Source organism: Rhodococcoides kyotonense (genome assembly GCF_900188125.1).
In the GTDB taxonomy this organism is placed as follows: domain Bacteria; phylum Actinomycetota; class Actinomycetes; order Mycobacteriales; family Mycobacteriaceae; genus Rhodococcoides; species Rhodococcoides kyotonense.
In genome coordinates this window covers 241,593-260,780 of the sequence record NZ_FZOW01000006.1, presented here as the reverse complement: position 1 = coordinate 260,780, position 19,188 = coordinate 241,593, and the positions used below count along the sequence as shown (strand labels likewise).

Here is a 19,188-nt window from a genome sequence, read left to right as displayed (position 1 = left end):
GTGACCTACTCGATTGCGGAACCGTGCGTGGATGTGCTCGACAAGGCATGCATCGAAGAGTGCCCGGTGGACTGCATTTACGAAGGCAATCGCATGCTGTACATCCACCCCGACGAGTGCGTCGACTGCGGAGCCTGCGAGCCGGTCTGCCCCGTCGAGGCGATCTTCTACGAAGACGACGTTCCCGATCAGTGGAGCGGCTACGTCAGCGCGAACGTCGACTTCTTCGACGACTTGGGTTCACCCGGTGGCGCAGCGAAGCTCGGCAAGGTCGACTACGACCCACCGTTCATCAAGGCGCTGCCTCCCATGGGCGAGCACTGACGTTGGCTCGAATATCGGTCGCGTCCGGCCTCCCGGACTTCCCGTGGGACTCGCTGACCGGCGCGAAAGAGAAGGCGCAGGCGCACCCCGACGGGATCGTGAATCTGTCCGTCGGCACACCCGTCGACCCGGTCGCGCCCATCATTCGCGACGCATTGGCGTCGGTGTCGGACGAGCCGGGATACCCGACGACCATCGGTACTCCCGCACTGCGTGAGGCGGCTGTCGCTGCGCTCGAACGTCGTTACGGCGTCACGGGACTCGGCACCGATGCTGTCCTTCCTGCCATCGGCACGAAGGAAATGATCGCGTGGTTGCCGTCGTTGCTCGGTCTCGGCGCCGACGACCTCGTCGTCATCCCCGAGGTCGCGTACCCGACGTACGAGGTCGGTGCATTGCTGGCAGGCGCACGCATCACCCGCGCCGACGGCTTGAATCGGCTCGGTCCCGAACGCGCGTCGCTCGTGTTCGTCAATTCACCGTCGAACCCGACCGGCAAGGTCCTGGGCATCGATCACCTGCGCAAGGTCGTCGCATGGGCTCGCGAACGTGACGCCGTCGTCGTATCCGACGAGTGCTACCTGGGCCTGACGTGGGAAGCCGAGGCCCTGTCGGTCCTCGATCCTCGGGTCTGCGACGGAGATCACTCCAACCTCCTTGCGGTGCACTCGCTTTCGAAGACGTCGAACCTGGCCAGCTACCGTGCAGGGTTCGTCGCAGGTGATCGTGGGCTCGTGAAGGACTTGCTCGAGGTGCGCAAGCATGCGGGCATGATCGTGCCGACGCCGATTCAGGCAGCGATGACTGCAGCGCTGTCGGATGACGAACACGAGAACATCCAGCGTGAGCGTTACCGAGCTCGGCGAGCAACGCTGAAGGGTGCCGTCGAGAAGGCAGGCTTCACCGTCGACCACTCCGAAGCCGGTCTCTACCTGTGGGCCACACGCGGTGAACCGTGTCGTGACACCGTCGACTGGTTCGCCGAACGCGGCATCCTCGTCGCGCCGGGCGAGTTCTACGGACCGACCGGCGCGCAGCACGTGCGCATCGCGCTGACGGCGACCGACGAAAGAATCGATTCGGCTGCGGAGCGCCTCGCACTCTAAGGTGCGTGCATGACCCTCAGCGTGCTGCTCAGCTTCGCCGGCGTGTGCTTCCTGCTGGCGATCCTTCCCGGGCCGGATTCGTTCCTGGTGCTGCGCTACAGCATCGGCGGCCTGAAGCCGGGTATCGCGGCGGCGATGGGCGTCTCGATCGGCGGCTTCTTCTGGGCGGTGTTGGTGGCTGTCGGGTTGGCGGCGATCGTCGAACAATCGGCGACGGCGTACCGCGTCATCAAGATTCTCGGTGGTCTGTACCTGCTGTACCTGGGTGTTCGCGCGTTCATGGCGCGTCGAAAGAACAAGGTCGAGGGTGAGCCGGTCGTGCCGGTGGCCGCGTCGATGCCGTCGGCGTTCGGTGCGGGAGTGCTGTCGTGTGCGCTGAACCCCAAAGTCGGGCTGTTCTACCTCGCCGTCGTTCCCCAGTTTCTGACGGTCGTCACCTTCGGCGGAGCAATGACGCTCGGCCTGGTGGAAGTCGTCGTCGCGGCACTCACGATGACCGTGTTCTCGATCGCGGCGTCCCGCGCGGTCGCTCTGCTGCGTAAGCCGAAGGTGACCGACTGGCTCGACCGCATCAGCGCGGGAATCCTCGCGGCGCTGGGGATAGGCACGGTGGCATCCTCGGTCTGACTCTACCCTCACGTGAGGGTAGAGTAGCGCCACGTGCCTACCGACGTCCTGACCGCGCTGCGCTCCCCGAAACGACTGAAGACCGAGGTCCTCGCAGGCCTCGTCGTCGCCCTCGCGCTGATCCCCGAGGCGATCTCGTTCTCGATCATCGCCGGAGTCGATCCCAGCGTCGGACTGTTCTCGGCGTTCACGATGGCCGTCACCATTTCGATCGTCGGCGGCCGAACCGCGATGATCTCGGCGGCAACGGGTTCCGTAGCCCTCGTCATCGCCCCGATCGTGCCGCAGTACGGCCTCGACTACCTGGTCGCGACAGTTCTTCTCGGTGGCGTCATGCAAATCGTGCTGACTGCTCTGGGAGCCGTCAAGCTGATGCGGTTCATCCCGCGCAGTGTCATGGTCGGCTTCGTCAACGCTCTCGCGATCCTGATCTTCATCGCCCAGATCCGGTACTTCGTCGACGTGTCGAGGGTGGTGTTCCCGATCGCAGTCGTCGCGATCGTCATCATGGCCGTGCTGCCCCGGTTGACGACGGCCGTGCCTGCCCCACTCGTCGCCGTCGCCGCGCTGACTCTCGTCACGATCGTCTTCGGTCTCCAGGTGCCGAACGTCGGTGACGAGGGCGAGCTGCCGTCGTCGTTGCCGTCGCTGTTCATGCCCGATCTGCCGTGGAACATGGAGACGCTGAGGATCATCGCGCCGTTCGCGTTCGCGATGGCACTCGTCGGACTTCTCGAATCCCTGCTGACGGCCAAGCTCGTCGACGATGTCACCGACACCCCGTCGAGCAAGACGCGCGAGGGCGCAGGCCTCGGCATCGCCAACATCGTGACCGGCGCATTCGGCGGCATGGGCGGCTGTGCGCTGATCGGGCAGACGATGATCAACACCAAGATCTCCGGCGCCCGCACCCGTATCTCGACGTTCCTCGCCGGTGCGTTCCTGCTGGTTCTGGTCGTCGTGTTCGGCGACGTCGTGGCTCGAATTCCGATGGCAGTTCTCGGCGCGGTGATGATCATGGTGTGCTTCGCGACGTTCGACTGGCACTCCATCACGCCGAAGACGTTGCGACGCATGCCTCTCAGCGAAACCGCCGTCATGGTCGCGACCGTCGCGGTGACGGTCCTGACCGACAATCTCGCGTACGGAGTCATCGTCGGAGTCGTCGTCGCGATGATCCTGTTCGCGAGGCGCGTCGCACATGTCACCGAGGTCGTCGAACTGCCTCGGCCCGACGCCGACACACGCGTATACGGTGTGCGTGGCCAGCTGTTCTTCGCATCGAGCAACGACTTGATTCACCAATTCGACTATGCGGCAGAGCAGCCGAACATCGTCATCGATCTGTCCGAAGCCCAGGTATGGGACGCATCGACCGTTGCTACCCTCGACGCCGTGACGACCAAGTACGCCAGGGCAGGGAAGGCCGTCTCCATCGTGGGACTACGGGGACCGAGCAAGGAACGCCACGAGCGTCTCACCGGCCGACTGGGTGGGGAAGGCTGACGAGTGCCGGAACTCATGCAGATCGGTGACATCGCCGAGCGCACAGGACTGTCGATACGCACGCTGCGCCACTACGACGAGGTCGGTCTCGTACCGCCGTCGGAACGCAGTGCCGGTGGGTTTCGGCTGTACACCGAGGTCGACCTCGCACGGCTCATCGTCATCCGCCGAATGAAGCCGCTCGAGTTCACGCTCGACGAGATGCGTCGACTCCTCGATTCACTCGACACCATCGACGCGGGCGGCGACGGCGTAGAGGATGCAGAGCGCTTCGTCGACGAGTGCCATTCCAAAGCCGAGGCCGCCTGCGAGAACCTTCGCAGAAAGCTGTCGTACGCCGAGGAACTGACCGAACTGCTCGACGTTAACCGACGTCCCAGCCGCCGCGCCTGATGCGCAGAACGTAGACGAGCTCGTTGCTGCCGAAGGCCTCGACCGTCGTGAATCGTTTCGCGTCGACGTTCGACGACGGATTCCGCGCATGCTCTTCCTCGTAGATCTGCGTCGCGCGTAGATCGGCGAGCTCGACCCGAGTCCAGAAGTCGTCGGACTGGACCGAATACACGAGCCTCGGTGCACTGTCCGCGACGTGGTCATCGTCGTCGTCCTCGGAGTCGTCGTCGAGTTCTTCGTCCGAGTCCTCGTCCTCGCCGACGTCCGTGCCGATCAGGTAGACGCCGGGGCGGAGCTCGCCGGCGGGCACCGTCATGTATTCGGCGTAGTCGCCGGTGTCGATTCCGTCGGCATCCATGTATGTACGGTAACCATGTGCTGCTTCGATCCTTGAACCCACTCGCCGTCGCGCGCGGAGACGATATTCCCGACGCCGTCACCATCGACGGCGTCTCGCTGTCGCGCGGCGACATTCTCGGCGCAGCGACTTCGGTCGCCGAGCGCATAGCGCAGGCCGAACGCCTCGCCGTGCTGGCGACCCCGTCGGTCAAGACCGTGTTGGCGGTCGTCGGCTGTCTCATCGCGGGCGTGACCGTCGTACCGGTCCCACCGGATGCAGGGCCGGCCGAGCGCGAGCACATTCTTCGCGACTCGGGCGCACAAGCATGGCTCGGAGAGGCACCCGAGGACACAGCCGGGCTGCAGGTTCTGCCGGTGCGTCAGCACGCGCGGTCGTGGCACAGCTACCCCGATCCGCATCCGTCGTCGATCGCGTTCGTGCTCTACACGTCGGGAACGACGGGCCCACCGAAGGGTGTTCTGCTGTCGCGCGACGCCATCGCACACGGCATCGACGGTCTCGCGGAGGCATGGCAGTGGACGTGGAAAGACACTCTGGTGCACGGACTTCCGCTGTTCCACGTGCACGGACTCATTCTGGGTCTGCTCGGTCCGTTGCGGGTGGGCAGTCCCGTCGTTCACACGGGCAAGCCGACGCCGGAACTCTATGCCGCCGCTCGCGGTTCGTTGTACTTCGGTGTTCCGACGGTCTGGTCGCGCATCGCGGCGGACGAGGAGTCGGCTAGAGCACTTTCGGGCGCTCGGTTATTGGTCTCCGGGAGCGCCCCGCTGCCGGTTCCTGTGTTCGAGAAGTTGCTTTCGTTGACGGGCCACGCGCCGGTCGAGCGATACGGCATGAGCGAAACGCTGATCACACTGTCGACGCGATTCGACGGCGAGCGTCGGCCGGGCTCGGTCGGACTGCCGGTGAAGGGCGTCGAGACTCGGTTGCGCAGTGAATCGGGCGACATCCTCCCGCATGACGGCGAGGCCATCGGCGCACTGCAGGTACGTGGCCCGATGCTGTTCGACGGCTACCTGAACAATCCCGAGGCGACAGCGAAGTCGTTCACCGAGGACGGCTGGTTCGATACCGGTGACGTCGCCGTCATCGAGCCCGACGGCTACCACCGCATCGTCGGCCGTGCATCGACCGACCTCATCAAATCCGGCGGATACCGCGTCGGCGCAGGGGAAATCGAGACGGTGCTGCTGGGGCACTCCTCGGTCGACGAAGTCGCGGTGATCGGTGTTCCCGACGACGACCTCGGGCAGCGGATCGTGGCGTTCGTCGTCGGAAGCGATGTCGTAGAGAAGGACCTGATCGACCTGGTGGCGTCGGAACTGTCGATCCACAAGCGGCCCAGGGAAGTTCGCGTCGTCGAGTCGCTCCCGCGCAACGCGATGGGCAAGGTGCAGAAGAAGCAGTTGGGATAGCTGTTTGCCGACGAATAATTCATGCGCAAACGGTCAGCTCGCTGGTCGGCCGAATCCGACTATCGCCGAATCGGATTGGACGTCCACGGTGTGCACGCGGATCTTGCCGAGCTCGTTGCCGCCGACCGTCGTTGCGGTGTCGCCGTCGACCGCGACGACGATGTTGGTGTGCTGCCCGACCCAGCTGCTGTTGTCGTAGAGAACGACGTCACCGACAGCAGGGGAGTAGCCTTTCGGCTCGAAAGTGCCGTGCGCCTGGTAGTACTCGGCGAGCGTGTAGACGCCAGGGATTCGCCAACTCCCCGAGTTGGGGTTGCTCAACGGCTGGCCCGCTTCGCGCATGATCCAGCTGACGAAATTGGCGCACCACGCCTCCTCGACGCCCTCCGAATAGAAGGTGCCCGGGCGTTGCTGCTCGTGCTCGGAACGCAGAAGCTCGACGACGGTCGCCTGCTGCGGCGTCAGCGTCGACGCATCGATCTCGGGAAACGGCGTCGTGTCCCACGGTAGGTAACGGCTCGGTGCGAACCACAGGACTCCAGCCGCGACCACGACGATGGTCGCCACGATCCCCGCGATCCAGCCGACTGTCCTGCGGCTCTTGCGGCGTGTGGTCGTGGTGGTCATGAATCGAATGTACCGGGCGGTGGGTTCTGCTCGTCCGATCCGCTGACGACGGAGATCTGCTGACTGTGGCGATGCCGGTCGATGCCGGTCTCGTCGACGGCTAGCGTGGTCGCATGGACGACATCGAGACACTGTTCACCGATACGAACCTGGCTGCACTGTCGACGATCAAGCGGGACGGGCGCCCTCAGATCTCCAACATCACGTACCACTACGACTCCGATGCGCGGCAGTTCGCCATCTCGATCACCGACGGGCGAGCGAAGACCAAGAACATCCGCCGAGATCCGCGGGTCAGCCTGTACGTCAACGCCAAGCAGGGCGCGGCGTACGGCGTCGCAGAGGGCGATGCTCGACTGTCCGAGGTCGCGACGGAACCGGACGACGACGCCGTCGAACAGCTCATCGCGCTCTATCGAAAGGTGCAGGGCGAGCACCCCGACTGGGACGACTACCGGGCCGCGATGGTCCGCGACAAGCGACTCGTGCTGTACGTCGACGTCGTGAAATTCTACGGTTGGATCATGCCTGGGGGACAGTAAGATGGTGAGTGAATACGACTTCCAGAAATTCGTCGACGCCCAGGACCCCGTGTGGCGTGACGTTCGTGCCGAGTTGAAATCCGGTCGCAAACAGACACATTGGATGTGGTTCGTGTTTCCGCAGTTGGCCGGCCTCGGCGCGAGTCCGACGGCGCAGCACTTCGCGATCTCGGACCTGAACGAGGCGCAGCTCTACCTGGCGCACGACGTCCTCGGTCCGCGACTGGAAGAAGCCTCGACACTGGTAGCGAAAGTCGAGGGCAGAACCGTCGGCGAGATCTTCGGGTATCCCGACGACCTGAAGCTGCATTCCTCGATCACGTTGTTCGCTACCGCGGGACCGGAGGTCGAGGTGTTCGGGCGCGTTCTGGAGAAGTACTTCGACGGTAGGCCGGACGAGCGAACTCTCGATCTGCTCGGCGACTAGCATCGTCAGCATGACCAACGAGCAGCCCGGAACCGTCGCATTCGTTCAAGCCACCTGGCACAAGGAGCTTGTCGATCGAGCGCGCGAGGGATTCGTGTCGGAGTTCGGATCCGACGTCGAGACCTTCGAGGTGCCGGGGGCTTTCGAGATCCCGCTGCACGCGCAGCGTCTCGCCCGCACGGGAAAGTACTCGGCGATCGTCGCTGCGGCGTTGGTCGTCGACGGCGGCATCTACCGTCACGAATTCGTCGAGACCGCCGTCATCGACGGTCTGATGCGGGTGCAGTTGGACACCGACGTTCCTGTCTTCTCCGTCGTGCTGACACCGCATCACTTCCACGAGCATGCCGATCACATCGAGTTCTTCGCGAACCACTTGGAGAAGAAGGGTGCGGAGGCGGCACGGGCCGTCGTCCGCACCCTCGACTCGCTGAAATCGATCGGCTAGTTCCGGAACATGTCGACCACGGCGAGGTGACGACCGAGGTCGCCGGGATACGACGAGATGCGCATGTGCGTTTGCACCCAGGGGTCGGAGCCTGTGCTGCCCTTCGTCCTGACGACGATCTCCTCGTGCCCACCGTCTCGAACCCGGGCGTGCGCCGACGCGATGATGTGCCGGTCGTCCACGTGAAACAGCTCGTTGCCGGACGAGACGTCGCGCCACTGCACCCACGGTGCAGGTGTCTCGCACAGCCACATCGTCAGGAGGCTGCGCTCGGGCACGATCAACGCGGGGTAGATGCCGAGTGCCTCCATTCCGCGTTGGCGGGCGAGCACGTCGAGTAGAGGCTTGTCCGGTTCCACGGCGTCGGTGACGTCGTGCCACAGCACGCGGGCGCCGACCTCGCCCGGTTCGAGACAGGCCCGCGCATGACAGTGCCATCGCATGATCCGGCCGTCGGCGTGCAGCACGCTGAACGAACCTTCCCACGTGCCACCTGCCGTCGGCGCGAGACACAGTGTGAACAAGCCTGCGGTGTCGTCGAACCGAATCGATTTCGCGTAGTACTCGGCCGGAGTTCGCTCGGGGACGTGAGCATCGGGTGCGACCCCCGACATCATCGAGGCTTCCACCGTCTGCGCGATGACTCCTTTTTCGAGTAGCCAGCTCACCCCGGACGTGATGCGAGGCGGACTGGGATCCACGTCGGCCGGGCCGATCCACAGTTGCAGCGCATGAACGGACCCGGTCGGTCCGAAGACAGGATGGGTCAGTAGGCGATAGGTCGTCGACACGCCGCCGCGCGCGCGAACGCCAACGAATTCCTCGTACCGCGAACGGGATTCGAGTGCACGCTGCAGGAACGGTTCGACGGCGATCTTCGAATCCGGTGCGAGTCGCTGGAGAGAGAGCGCGTCACCGAAACTGCGAGGGTGACCGCCCTTGGCGACGATGTTCATCTCGCCGGGAACGAGAGTTTCGATCAGCGTCCACTCCGGCCGGGCGGCGCTCATCGCGCCCGCACCGTCATGCGCATGTTCTGGGGCTTGAGCGTCAAGGACTCCTGGATGTCCAGTCGATATCCGTCCTCCAACTCGAAGTCGAACGAGCGAGCCAACGTCGCGAGTGTCAGCACCGACTCGTGGAGAGCGAACTGACGTCCGATGCAGCCGCGCATTCCGGTTCCGAAGGGCTTGTATGCCTGCGCAGGACGGGATTTCGACCGTGTCGACGAGAATCTGTCCGGATCGAATTCATGTGCGTCGGCACCCCACACCGGATCCCGGTGGAGGCCGAGGGTCAGGACGAACGCCCACTCGCCGGCCTTCATCGGATACCGTCCCGAGGCCAAGGACGTGTCCTGACGCGCCTTCCGGAAATATCCAGGAGCAGACGGCCACAGGCGCAACGTCTCGTCGACGACGCTCCGGATGTAGCGCAGCTTCGGGACATCCTCGTACGCACTCATGTTCGCCGCCGCGTCGGCTTCCTCCTGTACTCGGGCTGCGACGGAAGGATGGGTGGCGAGGAAATAGAGTGCGAATGCCACTGTGCCCGCGGTGGTTTCGTTGCCCGCAACCAGGAACGTCAGAACCTGATGTCGAATGTTGACCTTGTCGAGAAGCTCCCCGGTCTCGGGGTCGGGCGTGTGGAGCATGAGGTCGAGCAAGTCGTCGTGTCGAGTATCGTTGTCCAGCAATCGCTTCTCGATGACGTCGTCGACGACGCCGTGCACGTACGCGATGTCCCGCTCGTTCTGTGCGCGAGACTTCTTGTCGAACAGTCGCATCAGGGGCAAGTCGTTGGACGTCCGGTTGACGTGGCCGAGAATTCTGACGATGGCGGCCACGAAGGCGTCGTCGTCGCGTGCGAACGAGTCGAAGCTGTAACCGAATCCGGCCCGGGCCATGTTCTCGAGTGTCAGCTTGTTCAAGTCGGCGGTGACGTCGACCAACCGCCCGTCCCTGTCACGCCAGTGCTGAACGAGTTCGTCTGCGACGTCGACCATGACCTGGTGATAGCGCTGCATCGCGTCACGACTGAAGCCCGGCATCAGAACCCGGTGTGCTGCACCCCAGTTCGGCTCGGAATTGAACGCGGTGAACAACCCGTCGCCGCCGAGTGCTCGGAGCTTGCGGTGCGGCAGTGCGAGAAACTTCGCGAACCGTGACTCGTCGTTGAGTTCGGCGACGAGATCGGCCCCGCTGACGACGACGAGACGATGCGAGAGAATCTTGCGTTCGAAGATCGGGCCCAATTCTTCGGCCATCCGCAGTTCCCGCTGAGTCGGTTTCGCCGCGTCGATGCTGAGAATGTCGCCGAGGACCGGTAGCCGGAAGCGGGGCCTGGGAATATTCACGCGGACATTGTGCCCCATGCAGAGCGGATGTTCGACGCAAGGATTCGCTCGTAGGCGTGCGTCGTTGCCGTCGCGAGCTCGGACGCGGTGACGGTGGATCCGGACGCGAGATGCGCGTCGTACGGGACCTCCTGGACGTCGAAGACGCTGTCGAGGCCGCGGCACACGTCGTCGACTCCGATCGCGGACGGTCGAGGATCGGTATGCGAGAGCACGACTGTGGTCCGCCGCAGAGCTTTTTCGCCCGCCGCGAGGCGGATCGTGTGCAGCGCCGTCCTGGATCGCCTGACGGCGTCGGGACGCGCAGGCACGACCAGCACCAACGCCGCCCACGGCTGACTACGCAGCGGGCCCGCGCTGTCTCGTTCGAAAGCGCGGTGCCCGAAGTCGTAGACCGCGGCGTCGGCCATGCAGCTCAGATACCAGTCGAGGCGGCCGTAGTCCGGTTCGATCGTGTCGGGCCAGGCTCGCCCCAGCACCTGCGCGCCCGTGCTGGTGACGGACAGTTCGGCGTCGATGTAGCCCGACTCGACGGTGGCAGGGGTGACGATGGCGTCGGCGGCGCGATCGACCAGATCGCCGCCGCCGACCGTGGCGTCGACCGCCACGGCCGACTTTCCGTGCAGAGACAGCAGATTGACGAGGCCGACGGCCGTCGTCGTCGTGCCGGCTCCGCCGCCCGCACCGAGAACCAAGGTCACACTCATCGCACGCCTCATCCACGGACTCACAGCTCGGTACAACCAGAGCTACGGTGCAGCATCCGGGCCGAGCGTCAAGCCGCGGGGAACCCCCTGGCGGGAGCGCGGAGCCAGTATAGGTCAGTCGTTGGCGTGCAACGCTGCGTTGAGCTCGACTCCCGTGCCCTTCCACGGAACGACCTCGACGGCGCCGGACACCGAGTTGCGACGGAACAGCAGGTTGCTCTTCTCGGTGAGCGTCGCTGCCTTGACGACGGTGCCGTCGGGGCCGGTGACCTTGGTGCCCGCGGTGATGTAGAGGCCGGCTTCGACGACGCAGTCGTCGCCGAGCGAGATACCGAGACCGCTGTTGGCGCCGAGGAGGCAGCTCTTGCCGACGGAGATGACGTTCTTTCCGCCGCCGGACAGCGTTCCCATGATGGACGCGCCGCCACCGACGTCGGAACCGTCCCCCACGACGACGCCCGCGGAGATGCGTCCTTCGACCATCGAGCTACCGAGCGTTCCTGCGTTGAAGTTGACGAAGCCCTCGTGCATGACCGTCGTACCGCTCGCCAGGTGCGCACCGAGGCGGACACGGTCGGCGTCGGCGATGCGGACGCCGGTGGGTACGACGTAATCGACGAGACGCGGGAACTTGTCGACGCCGTAGACGGTCACCGGTCCGCGAGCACGCAGCTTCGCGCGGACGGTTTCGAAGCCGTCGACTGCAGCGGGACCGTGGTTGGTCCAGACGACGTTGGCGAGGAAACCGAACTGTCCGTCGAGGTTGACGCCGTGCGGTGCGACGAGACGATGCGACAGCAGGTGCAGGCGCAGGTAGACGTCGTGCGCGTCGACGGGTGCGTCGTCGACGGATGCGATGGTGGTGCGGACGGCGACGACGTCGACGCCACGCGCTGCGTCCGGCCCGACCAGTTCGGCGAACTCGGCGGGAATGTCGGATCCTTCGAGGCGGACGGTGCCCGTCTCGCTGTAGTCGCCGAGTTCGGGGCTCGGGTACCAGGTGTCGAGGACGACTCCACTGGTGGTGATGTTGGCAATGCCGATTGCAGATGCTCCCTGTGCGCTCACGGGAAACAAGGATACGACCCACTAAGCTGTCCCGGTGAGTTCGTACCCTTCGCTGGATCTGCACGCCGACCCGATCGACCTGACGTCCGCCCTCGTCGACATCCCGAGCGTCTCCCAGGACGAATCGGTCATCGCCGACGCCGTCGAGGCTGCTCTTCGTGCGCAGACCAGCGGATTCGAGATCGTGCGCAATGGAAACGCGGTGCTGGCGCGGACGAACCGCGGGCTGGGCAGCCGCGTCATGCTGGCGGGGCATCTCGACACCGTGCCCATCGCCGACAACGTGCCGAGCAGGCGTGAGCGCTTTCACGCCGAAGGTGACGTCATCCACGGCTGTGGAACGGTGGACATGAAGTCGGGTGACGCAGTGTTCCTTCACCTCGCTGCGACGATCGACGAGCCAGCGCACGACGTCACCCTCGTCTTCTACGACTGCGAGGAGATCGCCGCGTCGTTCAACGGGCTAGGCCGTATCGAACGCGAGATGCCCGAGTGGCTGCAGGCCGACGTCGCCGTGCTGGGGGAGCCGACGGGCGGCTTCATCGAGGCGGGCTGCCAGGGCACGCTGCGAGTGCGGTTGTCGGCCAGCGGAACTCGCGCGCACAGCGCCCGCTCGTGGATGGGCGACAACGCGATTCACAAGTTCGGTGCAGTGCTGAACAGGCTCGCGGCGTACCAGGCTCGTGACGTCGACATCGACGGTTGTGTGTATCGCGAAGGTATGCAAGCGGTTCGGATCTCCGGTGGTGTGGCGGGCAACGTGGTGCCCGACGCAGCAGAGCTCGACGTCAACTTCCGATTCGCTCCCGACCGCAGCGTCGAGCAAGCGATCGAGCACGTTCGCGAGGTGGTCGACGGACTCGATCTCGGATTCGAGGTCACCGACGCCTCACCAGGAGCGTTGCCCGGTCTGGGCGCGCCCGCTGCTGCGGCACTGATCGACGCCGCAGGAGGGCAGTTCAGGGCCAAGTACGGATGGACCGACGTGTCGCGGTTCTCCGCGCTCGGAATCCCCGCCGTCAACTACGGGCCCGGCGATCCGAACCTCGCCCACAAGCGCGACGAGCGCGTACCCGTCGACCAGATCACGCACGTCACAACCGTCCTTCGGAGCTATCTGACGTCCGGTTAGCCTGGACGCCATGGAACCGGAACCGACCACGCACAAAGGCCCCGTCGTTCTGCGGCGGAGACGCAACACCGAGACGTCGACGTCGGATCAGCGCCTGCTCGACCAGCGCGGAACGGGCGCCTGGATCCACACCGACACGTGGCGCGTACTACGTATCCAGAGTGAGTTCGTCGAGGGATTCGAGGCTCTCGCCGAGGTCCCGAAGGCCGTCACCGTGTTCGGGTCGGCGCGCACACCGCGCGATCATGCCGAGTACGAACGCGCACGTGCGCTCGGATCCGCCCTTGCCGAAGCAGGTTTCGCGATCATCACCGGCGGTGGCCCCGGTGTGATGGAAGGGGCCAATCGGGGCGCGAGCGCAGCGAAGGGCTACTCGATCGGCCTCGGTATCGAGCTGCCGTTCGAGCAGGGGCTCAACGAGTGGGTCGATCTGGGCATCAACTTCCGGTACTTCTTCGTCCGCAAGACGATGTTCGTCAAGTACTCGCAGGCATTCGTCTGTCTCCCCGGTGGATTCGGCACGCTCGACGAGCTGTTCGAGGCGCTCACCCTGGTGCAGACCGGCAAGGTCACACGCTTTCCGATCATCCTGCTCGGCACGGATTTCTGGTCTGGATTGCTCGACTGGATCAAGAACACCCTCGTCACCGAGGGGAAGGTGTCGCCCGCCGATCTCGATCTCATCCACTGCACGGACAGCGTCGACGAGGCCGTGCGCATCGTGATCGACTCACAGAAGGACGCAACGACGGGGGAGAGCTGGTGAGCACCGAGCAATTCAGTGTGTGCGTGTACTGCGCGTCAGGGCCGGTCGACACGTCGTTCATCGAGTTGGCGCGTGAACTCGGCACCGAAATAGGCCGTCGCGGTTGGCGATTGGTGTCCGGCGGCGGCAACGTGTCGATGATGGGTGCTGTCGCGGAATCCGCCAGGGCCGCAGGAGCGTTCACCATCGGTGTCATCCCGAAGGCGCTCGTGCACCGCGAGGTCGCCGACGTCGACGCCGACGAACTCGTCGTCACCGACACCATGCGCGAACGTAAGAAGATCATGGAGGATCGCGCCGACGCGTTCATCACCCTCCCCGGCGGCATCGGCACCCTGGAGGAGCTGTTCGAAACCTGGACCGCCGGCTATCTGGGGATGCACGACAAGCCCGTCGTCCTGCTCGATCCGGTCGATCACTTCGCGGGTCTTCTCGCGTGGATCGACAGCCTGTCGACTACCGGATTCGTGCAGCAGCGAGCGTTGGACGCCCTGGCCAGAACGACGACCGTGACGGAAGCGCTCGACGCCTGTTCGACTGGTGTGAGAGAGGTTACTCTTGAGTAAGAAGAGCGCACACACGTGACCTAAGGGGAGTTCATGGCTGTCGATGCCCGTCAGAAAATCGGTGTGACCGACCTTGCGGTCGCGTTGCCGAAAATGGTGACGGAGGTGCCGAGCCTGCTGAAGGGTCTGGCGGGCTTCACGCGCAAGCCGGATCACAAGGCATCGATCGGTCAGGTCTTCCAGGATGCGGCCGCCAAGCGTGGCAGCCATCCGTTCGTTCGGTTCGAGGGCGAGTCGACGTCGTATGCCGATGCCAATGCACTCGTCAATCGCTACGCCCACGTCTTCGCCGATCGCGGAGTGGGGCGAGGCGACGTCGTCGGCGTTCTCAGCAAGAACCGCCCGGAGGCTCTGTTCGCCGCGCTGGCCGCCGTCAAGCTCGGCGCCACCGCAGGAATGCTGAACTACAACCAGCGCGGTGACGTCCTCGAGCACAGCCTCGGGATCCTCGACGCGAAAGTTCTCGTGCTCGACGAGAACGCGCAGGAAGCTCTCGACTCGCTCGCGACGCAGCCCGACGTACTGACGCTGACGGATCTCGCGGACGCTGCGAAGACGGCGTCGACGAGCAATCCCGCTGTGACGTCGGAGATCCAGGCGAAGGAAAAGGCCTTCTACATCTTCACGTCGGGTACGACGGGCATGCCGAAGGCGAGTCTGATGAGCCATTTCCGGTGGCTCAAATCGATGTCCGGTCTGGGCAACATGGGCGTCAGGTTGCGCGGCAACGACGTCATCTACTGCTGTCTGCCGCTCTATCACAACAACGCGCTGACGGTGACGCTGTCGTCGGTGCTTGCGGGCGGCGCGACGATGGCGATCGGAAAACAGTTCTCGGTCACCAACTTCTGGGACGACATCGCGACGAACAAGGCGACGGCGTTCACCTACATCGGTGAACTGTGCCGATATCTGCTGACTCAGCCGAAGAAGTCCACCGACCGCGACAACACCGTCAAGCTCGTCGTCGGCAACGGTCTGCGCCCGGAGATCTGGGAAGAGTTCACCGATCGCTTCGGCATCGAACGCGTCGCCGAGTTCTACGGCGCGAGCGAGTGCAACATCGCGTTCGTCAACGCACTGAACATGAAGAAGACGGCAGGCGTGTGCCCGCTGCCGTACGCCGTCGTCGAGTACGACGAGGAGAGCGGCAAGGCCCGACGCGGCAGCAACGGCAAGCTGAAGCGGGTCGGTACCGGAGAGGTCGGGCTTCTGCTGTCGAAGGTCACCGATCGAGCCCCGTTCGACGGCTACTCCGACGACGACGCGTCCGAGAAGAAACTCCTACGCGACGGCTTCAAGGACGGCGACACCTGGTTCGACACCGGCGACCTCGTCCGCAAGCAGGGGTGGCTGCATGTCGCGTTCGTCGATCGACTCGGTGACACCTTCCGCTGGAAGGGCGAGAACGTCGCGACGACGCAAGTAGAAGGTGCCCTCGGTGGTCACCCGTCCGTAGACGGTGCGGTCGTCTACGGCGTCGACATCGACGGCGCCGACGGCAAGGCGGGCATGGCTGCGGTGACGTTGCGCGACGGGGAGTCTTTCGACGGCAAGGCCGTCGCCGAACATCTCTACGACAAACTGCCCGGCTATGCGGTGCCGCTGTTCGTGCGCGTCGTCGACAGTCTGGAGCAGACGTCGACGTTCAAGAGCCAGAAAGTAGCTCTGCGGAAACTGGGGTACGGCGACGATGCCGACAGCGAGCTGTACGTTCTGCGCGGGAAGTCGGGCGGCTACGACAAGGCATACGACGGCTACGTCGACGAGGTCGCAGCAGGCAAGGCCCCCAAGGGCTAGCGTGCCAAACTTGGTCTCATGACCACACTCTGCGGCAAGCCGGTGGCCGACGATCGTGCGCTCGTGATGGCGATCGTCAACCGCACCCCCGACTCGTTCTACGACCAGGGTGCCAACTTCACCGACGATGCAGCCATGGCGTCGGTACATCGGGCCGTCGCCGAGGGTGCCGACATGATCGACATCGGCGGGGTCAAAGCAGGGCCGGGCGCTCTCGTCGACGCGGCCGAGGAGATCAAGCGCGTCGTACCGTTCGTCGAGGCGATCCGCGGCGAGTATCCGGATCTGCTCATCAGTGTCGACACCTGGCGAAGCGAGGTCGCTCGGCTCGCCTGTGCCGCTGGCGCCGACATGATCAACGACACCTGGGCGGGGGCCGATCCGGACCTCGTCGGGGTCGCCGCGTCGGAAGGCGTCGGGATCGTGTGTTCGCACACCGGCGGAGCCGAGCCGCGAACCCGTCCGCACCGGGTTCACTACACCGATGTGGTCGCAGGTGTCGTCGCAGAAGTCACGGCGGCGGCCGAGAAAGCCGTCGCGGCGGGTGTCGCGAAGGACTCGATTCTGATCGATCCGACCCACGATTTCGGCAAAAACACCTTCCACGGGCTCGAGTTGTTGCGTCGATTGGACGTTCTTGTAAACACCGGGTGGCCAGTGCTCATGGCGCTGAGCAACAAGGATTTTATCGGGGAGACTCTAGGTGTAGAGCTCGCCGACCGGTTGGAGGGAACTTTGGCAGCGACAGCATTGGCCGCAGCAGGCGGCGCCCGAATGTTCCGGGTGCACGAGGTTGCGTCGACCAGAAGAGTCGTCGACATGGTGGCGGCGATCCAGGGAACGAGAGTCCCGGCGCGCACGGTCAGGGGGCTCGCATGACCCTTGCCGAACCGACGTCCGTGACGTCGTCGTGGGCCGAGACCAACAGCTGGGACGAGCCCTCGTGGTCCCTGGCGGAACTCGAAGCGGCCAAGGGGGGCCGCACGGTGTCCGTGGTTCTTCCTGCGTTGAACGAGGAGGAGACGGTAGCCGCCGTCGTCGACACGATCCATCCGTTGCTCGGCGGCCTGGTGGACGAGCTGATCGTCCTCGACTCCGGGTCCACCGACGCCACCGCGGAACGCGCGACGGCCGCGGGAGCCCGCGTCATCAGCCGTGAAGAAGCGATCCCGGGGCTGGACCCGGTTCGCGGAAAGGGCGAGGTTCTGTGGCGTTCGGTCGCCGCATCGACGGGTGACCTCATCGCGTTCGTCGACTCCGACCTCATCAACCCCGATCCGGCATTCGTGCCCAAGCTGCTCGGGCCGCTCCTGATGGGCGACGGAATCCACCTCGTGAAGGGGTACTACCGACGTCCACTGCGCACGAGCGGCACCGAGGACGCCAACGGAGGCGGTCGCGTCACCGAACTCGTCGCACGCCCGCTGTTGGCCGCGCTGCGCCCGGAACTGACGGGTGTCATCCAGCCGCTCGGCGGGGAGTACGCAGGGACCCGCGAGCTGCTGTCGGCCGTGCCGTTCGCACCGGGCTACGGCGTCGAGATCGGCCTCCTGCTCGACACATACGACCGTCTGGGCCTGAACGCGATCGGCCAGGTCAATCTCGGTGTGCGCAAACACCGCAACCGCCCACTCGTCGAGCTCGGCGCGATGAGCAGGCAGATCGTCGGAACGATGCTCGGCCGCTGCGGCATGGTCGACTCCGGCGCCGGGCTGATGCAGTTCCGTGCGGAAGGCGACTCGTTCGTTCCGTTCTCCACCGAGGTGTCGCTGACGGACAGGCCTGCCATCAACACACTGTGACCGAAACAGGCTGTGAGAACATCGAGCAATGCTGACGCTTCTGCTGTACGTCGTCATCATTGCCGTCATTGCAGCACTGTTGTTCTTCGTGGCCAGTGCTGTCTTCGGACGCGGTGAGGAACTCGAACCACTTCCGGAAGGCACGACGGCGACGGTGCTGCCCGCGGAGGACGTCACCGGCGACGACGTCCGCGCCCTGAGGTTCCAGCAGACCTTGCGCGGCTACAAGCCGAGCGAGGTCGACTGGGCGCTGGACAGATTGGGCAAGGAGATCGACCAGCTGCGCGCGCGGCTGGCAACAGACGAACCTGCAGAGAAATGACGGCGATCGCCGGGCCGGACGGAAAGCTCCGGTGCCCGTGGGGCGCAGGCGTCGACCCGCTGTACCGGGAGTATCACGACCACGAGTGGGGCAGGCCGGTGCACGGCACGAACGCCCTGTACGAGCGACTGTGCCTCGAAGCGTTCCAGTCCGGGCTGTCGTGGATCACGATCCTGCGCAAGCGCGACGCCTTCCGCTCGGCGTTCGCCGACTTCGATCCGGAGAAAGTCGCGTCGTTCGACGACGCCGACGTCGGACGCTTGATGGCCGATGCGTCGATCGTGCGTAACCGGGCGAAGATCGTCGCTGCCGTCGGCAATGCACGGGTCGTGCTGGATCTGGACGGAACCGACCTGGACACGCTGCTGTGGTCGTTCGCGCCCGAACCTCGCGCGAAGCGGCTCGACGACGTGTCAGACGTTCCAGCGGTGACGCCCGAGTCGACGGCCATGGCAAAGGAACTCAAGCGTCGCGGCCTCCGATTCTTCGGTCCGACCACGGCCTACGCGTTGATGCAGGCCACCGGAATGGTGGACGATCACCTGTCCGGCTGCCTCGTGAAGCCCCTGAATACCGACTCCAGTTCCCGGTATGGGCCTCGATAGGGAAGAATGGGAAGCAAGAACCTTTTCCGCCCAGAGGCGGGAACATCTTTATCGGCCGACGCGCATGCAGTGTGGCGCAGATGTGGAGGGAGCAGAGGATGGCGGCGATGAAGCCCCGGACCGGGGACGGTCCCCTCGAAGCAACCAAAGAAGGACGAGGGATCGTGATGAGGGTGCCCCTCGAAGGTGGTGGGCGTCTCGTCGTCGAACTGACCCCCGACGAGGCGGCAGCACTGGGTGAAGAGTTGAAGGGCGTCACCGGTTAACTGCTCGTCTTGTTCTGCGCAA

At 64.8% G+C, this 19,188-nt stretch carries 24 protein-coding genes; 18 read left to right on the top strand and 6 right to left on the bottom strand.

Annotated elements, in window-relative coordinates:
- Genes fdxA through CHB96_RS12640 form a run of 5 tightly spaced genes read left to right on the top strand, consistent with a single transcriptional unit; the run spans nucleotide 1 to nucleotide 3,956 of the window.
- Nucleotides 1-324, top strand: coding sequence for a ferredoxin (gene fdxA / locus CHB96_RS29965; RefSeq protein ID WP_089246604.1), 324 nt, complete (start codon nucleotides 1-3; stop codon nucleotides 322-324).
- 2 nt (nucleotides 325-326) lie between these two features.
- Nucleotides 327-1,430 carry a succinyldiaminopimelate transaminase gene (gene dapC, locus CHB96_RS12655; protein ID WP_089246602.1) on the top strand — a complete coding sequence of 368 codons (1,104 nt, stop codon included), beginning with the start codon at nucleotides 327-329 and terminating at the stop codon, nucleotides 1,428-1,430.
- A 9-nt stretch (nucleotides 1,431-1,439) separates the two neighbouring features.
- Nucleotides 1,440-2,057 carry a LysE family translocator gene (locus tag CHB96_RS12650; RefSeq protein WP_089246600.1) on the top strand — a complete coding sequence of 206 codons (618 nt, stop codon included), beginning with the start codon at nucleotides 1,440-1,442 and terminating at the stop codon, nucleotides 2,055-2,057.
- A gap of 33 nt (nucleotides 2,058-2,090) precedes the next feature.
- Entirely contained in the window at nucleotides 2,091-3,563 is a 1,473-nt protein-coding gene (locus tag CHB96_RS12645; protein WP_089246598.1) for a SulP family inorganic anion transporter, read from the top strand.
- Between the two features lie 15 nt (nucleotides 3,564-3,578).
- Nucleotides 3,579-3,956, top strand: coding sequence for a MerR family transcriptional regulator (locus CHB96_RS12640; protein ID WP_176444278.1), 378 nt, complete (start codon nucleotides 3,579-3,581; stop codon nucleotides 3,954-3,956).
- On the opposite strand, the gene CHB96_RS12635 is transcribed toward CHB96_RS12640, so the two are convergent.
- Entirely contained in the window at nucleotides 3,928-4,314 is a 387-nt protein-coding gene (locus CHB96_RS12635) for a hypothetical protein (RefSeq protein ID WP_089246594.1), read from the bottom strand. The two genes, CHB96_RS12640 and CHB96_RS12635, sit on opposite strands and share 29 nt — an antisense overlap.
- Nucleotides 4,315-4,316: 2 nt before the next feature.
- Between CHB96_RS12635 and CHB96_RS12630 the strand changes: the two genes are divergently transcribed.
- Nucleotides 4,317-5,732, top strand: coding sequence for an acyl-CoA synthetase (locus CHB96_RS12630; protein WP_089246592.1), 1,416 nt, complete (start codon nucleotides 4,317-4,319; stop codon nucleotides 5,730-5,732).
- 33 nt (nucleotides 5,733-5,765) lie between these two features.
- Here the strand turns inward: CHB96_RS12630 and CHB96_RS12625 are convergent, their stop codons facing one another.
- A complete protein-coding gene (locus CHB96_RS12625; RefSeq protein WP_089246590.1) occupies nucleotides 5,766-6,359 on the bottom strand; it encodes a CHAP domain-containing protein in 594 nt (197 codons plus the stop codon).
- 113 nt (nucleotides 6,360-6,472) lie between these two features.
- On the opposite strand from CHB96_RS12625, the gene CHB96_RS12620 reads away from it, so the two are divergent.
- The 3 genes from CHB96_RS12620 to CHB96_RS12610 are packed head-to-tail and all read left to right on the top strand — an operon-like array spanning nucleotide 6,473 to nucleotide 7,776.
- Entirely contained in the window at nucleotides 6,473-6,901 is a 429-nt protein-coding gene (locus CHB96_RS12620) for a PPOX class F420-dependent oxidoreductase (RefSeq protein ID WP_089246588.1), read from the top strand.
- Between the two features lies 1 nt (nucleotide 6,902).
- Nucleotides 6,903-7,328 carry a DUF1810 domain-containing protein gene (locus CHB96_RS12615; protein ID WP_089246586.1) on the top strand — a complete coding sequence of 142 codons (426 nt, stop codon included), beginning with the start codon at nucleotides 6,903-6,905 and terminating at the stop codon, nucleotides 7,326-7,328.
- A gap of 10 nt (nucleotides 7,329-7,338) precedes the next feature.
- A complete protein-coding gene (locus CHB96_RS12610) occupies nucleotides 7,339-7,776 on the top strand; it encodes a 6,7-dimethyl-8-ribityllumazine synthase (protein WP_089246584.1) in 438 nt (145 codons plus the stop codon).
- On the opposite strand, the gene CHB96_RS12605 is transcribed toward CHB96_RS12610, so the two are convergent.
- The 4 genes from CHB96_RS12605 to dapD all read right to left on the bottom strand — a co-directional run bounded on the left by CHB96_RS12605 (nucleotide 7,773) and on the right by dapD (nucleotide 11,907).
- Complete coding sequence (locus CHB96_RS12605) at nucleotides 7,773-8,786, bottom strand: GAF domain-containing protein (protein WP_089246582.1); 1,014 nt, start codon at nucleotides 8,784-8,786, stop codon at nucleotides 7,773-7,775. The two genes, CHB96_RS12610 and CHB96_RS12605, sit on opposite strands and share 4 nt — an antisense overlap.
- Nucleotides 8,783-10,150, bottom strand: a complete 1,368-nt coding sequence (locus tag CHB96_RS12600; protein ID WP_089246580.1) for a cytochrome P450 — start codon at nucleotides 10,148-10,150, stop codon at nucleotides 8,783-8,785. Before CHB96_RS12600 ends, CHB96_RS12605 begins: the two co-directional genes overlap by 4 nt.
- Nucleotides 10,129-10,839: a hypothetical protein gene (locus CHB96_RS12595; RefSeq protein WP_089246578.1), complete on the bottom strand. Its 711-nt coding sequence runs from the start codon at nucleotides 10,837-10,839 to the stop codon at nucleotides 10,129-10,131. Before CHB96_RS12595 ends, CHB96_RS12600 begins: the two co-directional genes overlap by 22 nt.
- Before the next feature lie 114 nt (nucleotides 10,840-10,953).
- On the bottom strand, nucleotides 10,954-11,907 hold the full coding sequence (gene dapD / locus CHB96_RS12590) for a 2,3,4,5-tetrahydropyridine-2,6-dicarboxylate N-succinyltransferase (RefSeq protein ID WP_089246576.1): 954 nt from the start codon (nucleotides 11,905-11,907) through the stop codon (nucleotides 10,954-10,956).
- A 34-nt stretch (nucleotides 11,908-11,941) separates the two neighbouring features.
- On the opposite strand from dapD, the gene dapE reads away from it, so the two are divergent.
- The 9 genes from dapE (at nucleotide 11,942) to CHB96_RS12545 (ending at nucleotide 19,166) form a co-directional block, all read left to right on the top strand.
- Nucleotides 11,942-13,039 (top strand): succinyl-diaminopimelate desuccinylase, encoded by a 1,098-nt coding sequence (gene dapE / locus CHB96_RS12585; protein ID WP_089246574.1) that lies wholly within the window; start codon nucleotides 11,942-11,944, stop codon nucleotides 13,037-13,039.
- Nucleotides 13,040-13,049: 10 nt separating this feature from the next.
- A complete protein-coding gene (locus CHB96_RS12580; RefSeq protein WP_089246572.1) occupies nucleotides 13,050-13,805 on the top strand; it encodes an LOG family protein in 756 nt (251 codons plus the stop codon).
- Nucleotides 13,802-14,371 carry an LOG family protein gene (locus CHB96_RS12575; RefSeq protein ID WP_089246570.1) on the top strand — a complete coding sequence of 190 codons (570 nt, stop codon included), beginning with the start codon at nucleotides 13,802-13,804 and terminating at the stop codon, nucleotides 14,369-14,371. Before CHB96_RS12580 ends, CHB96_RS12575 begins: the two co-directional genes overlap by 4 nt.
- A 33-nt stretch (nucleotides 14,372-14,404) precedes the next feature.
- Nucleotides 14,405-16,171 (top strand): long-chain-acyl-CoA synthetase, encoded by a 1,767-nt coding sequence (locus CHB96_RS12570; protein ID WP_089246568.1) that lies wholly within the window; start codon nucleotides 14,405-14,407, stop codon nucleotides 16,169-16,171.
- A gap of 18 nt (nucleotides 16,172-16,189) precedes the next feature.
- Nucleotides 16,190-17,050 (top strand): dihydropteroate synthase, encoded by an 861-nt coding sequence (folP, locus tag CHB96_RS12565; RefSeq protein WP_089246566.1) that lies wholly within the window; start codon nucleotides 16,190-16,192, stop codon nucleotides 17,048-17,050.
- On the top strand, nucleotides 17,047-17,973 hold the full coding sequence (locus CHB96_RS12560) for a glucosyl-3-phosphoglycerate synthase (protein ID WP_089246564.1): 927 nt from the start codon (nucleotides 17,047-17,049) through the stop codon (nucleotides 17,971-17,973). Before folP ends, CHB96_RS12560 begins: the two co-directional genes overlap by 4 nt.
- Before the next feature lie 28 nt (nucleotides 17,974-18,001).
- A complete protein-coding gene (locus tag CHB96_RS12555; protein WP_089246562.1) occupies nucleotides 18,002-18,295 on the top strand; it encodes a DivIVA domain-containing protein in 294 nt (97 codons plus the stop codon).
- Nucleotides 18,292-18,900, top strand: coding sequence for a DNA-3-methyladenine glycosylase I (locus CHB96_RS12550; RefSeq protein WP_089246560.1), 609 nt, complete (start codon nucleotides 18,292-18,294; stop codon nucleotides 18,898-18,900). Before CHB96_RS12555 ends, CHB96_RS12550 begins: the two co-directional genes overlap by 4 nt.
- A 98-nt stretch (nucleotides 18,901-18,998) precedes the next feature.
- Entirely contained in the window at nucleotides 18,999-19,166 is a 168-nt protein-coding gene (locus tag CHB96_RS12545) for a DUF3117 domain-containing protein (RefSeq protein WP_068369835.1), read from the top strand.
- The last annotated feature ends 22 nt before the right edge of the window (nucleotides 19,167-19,188 follow it).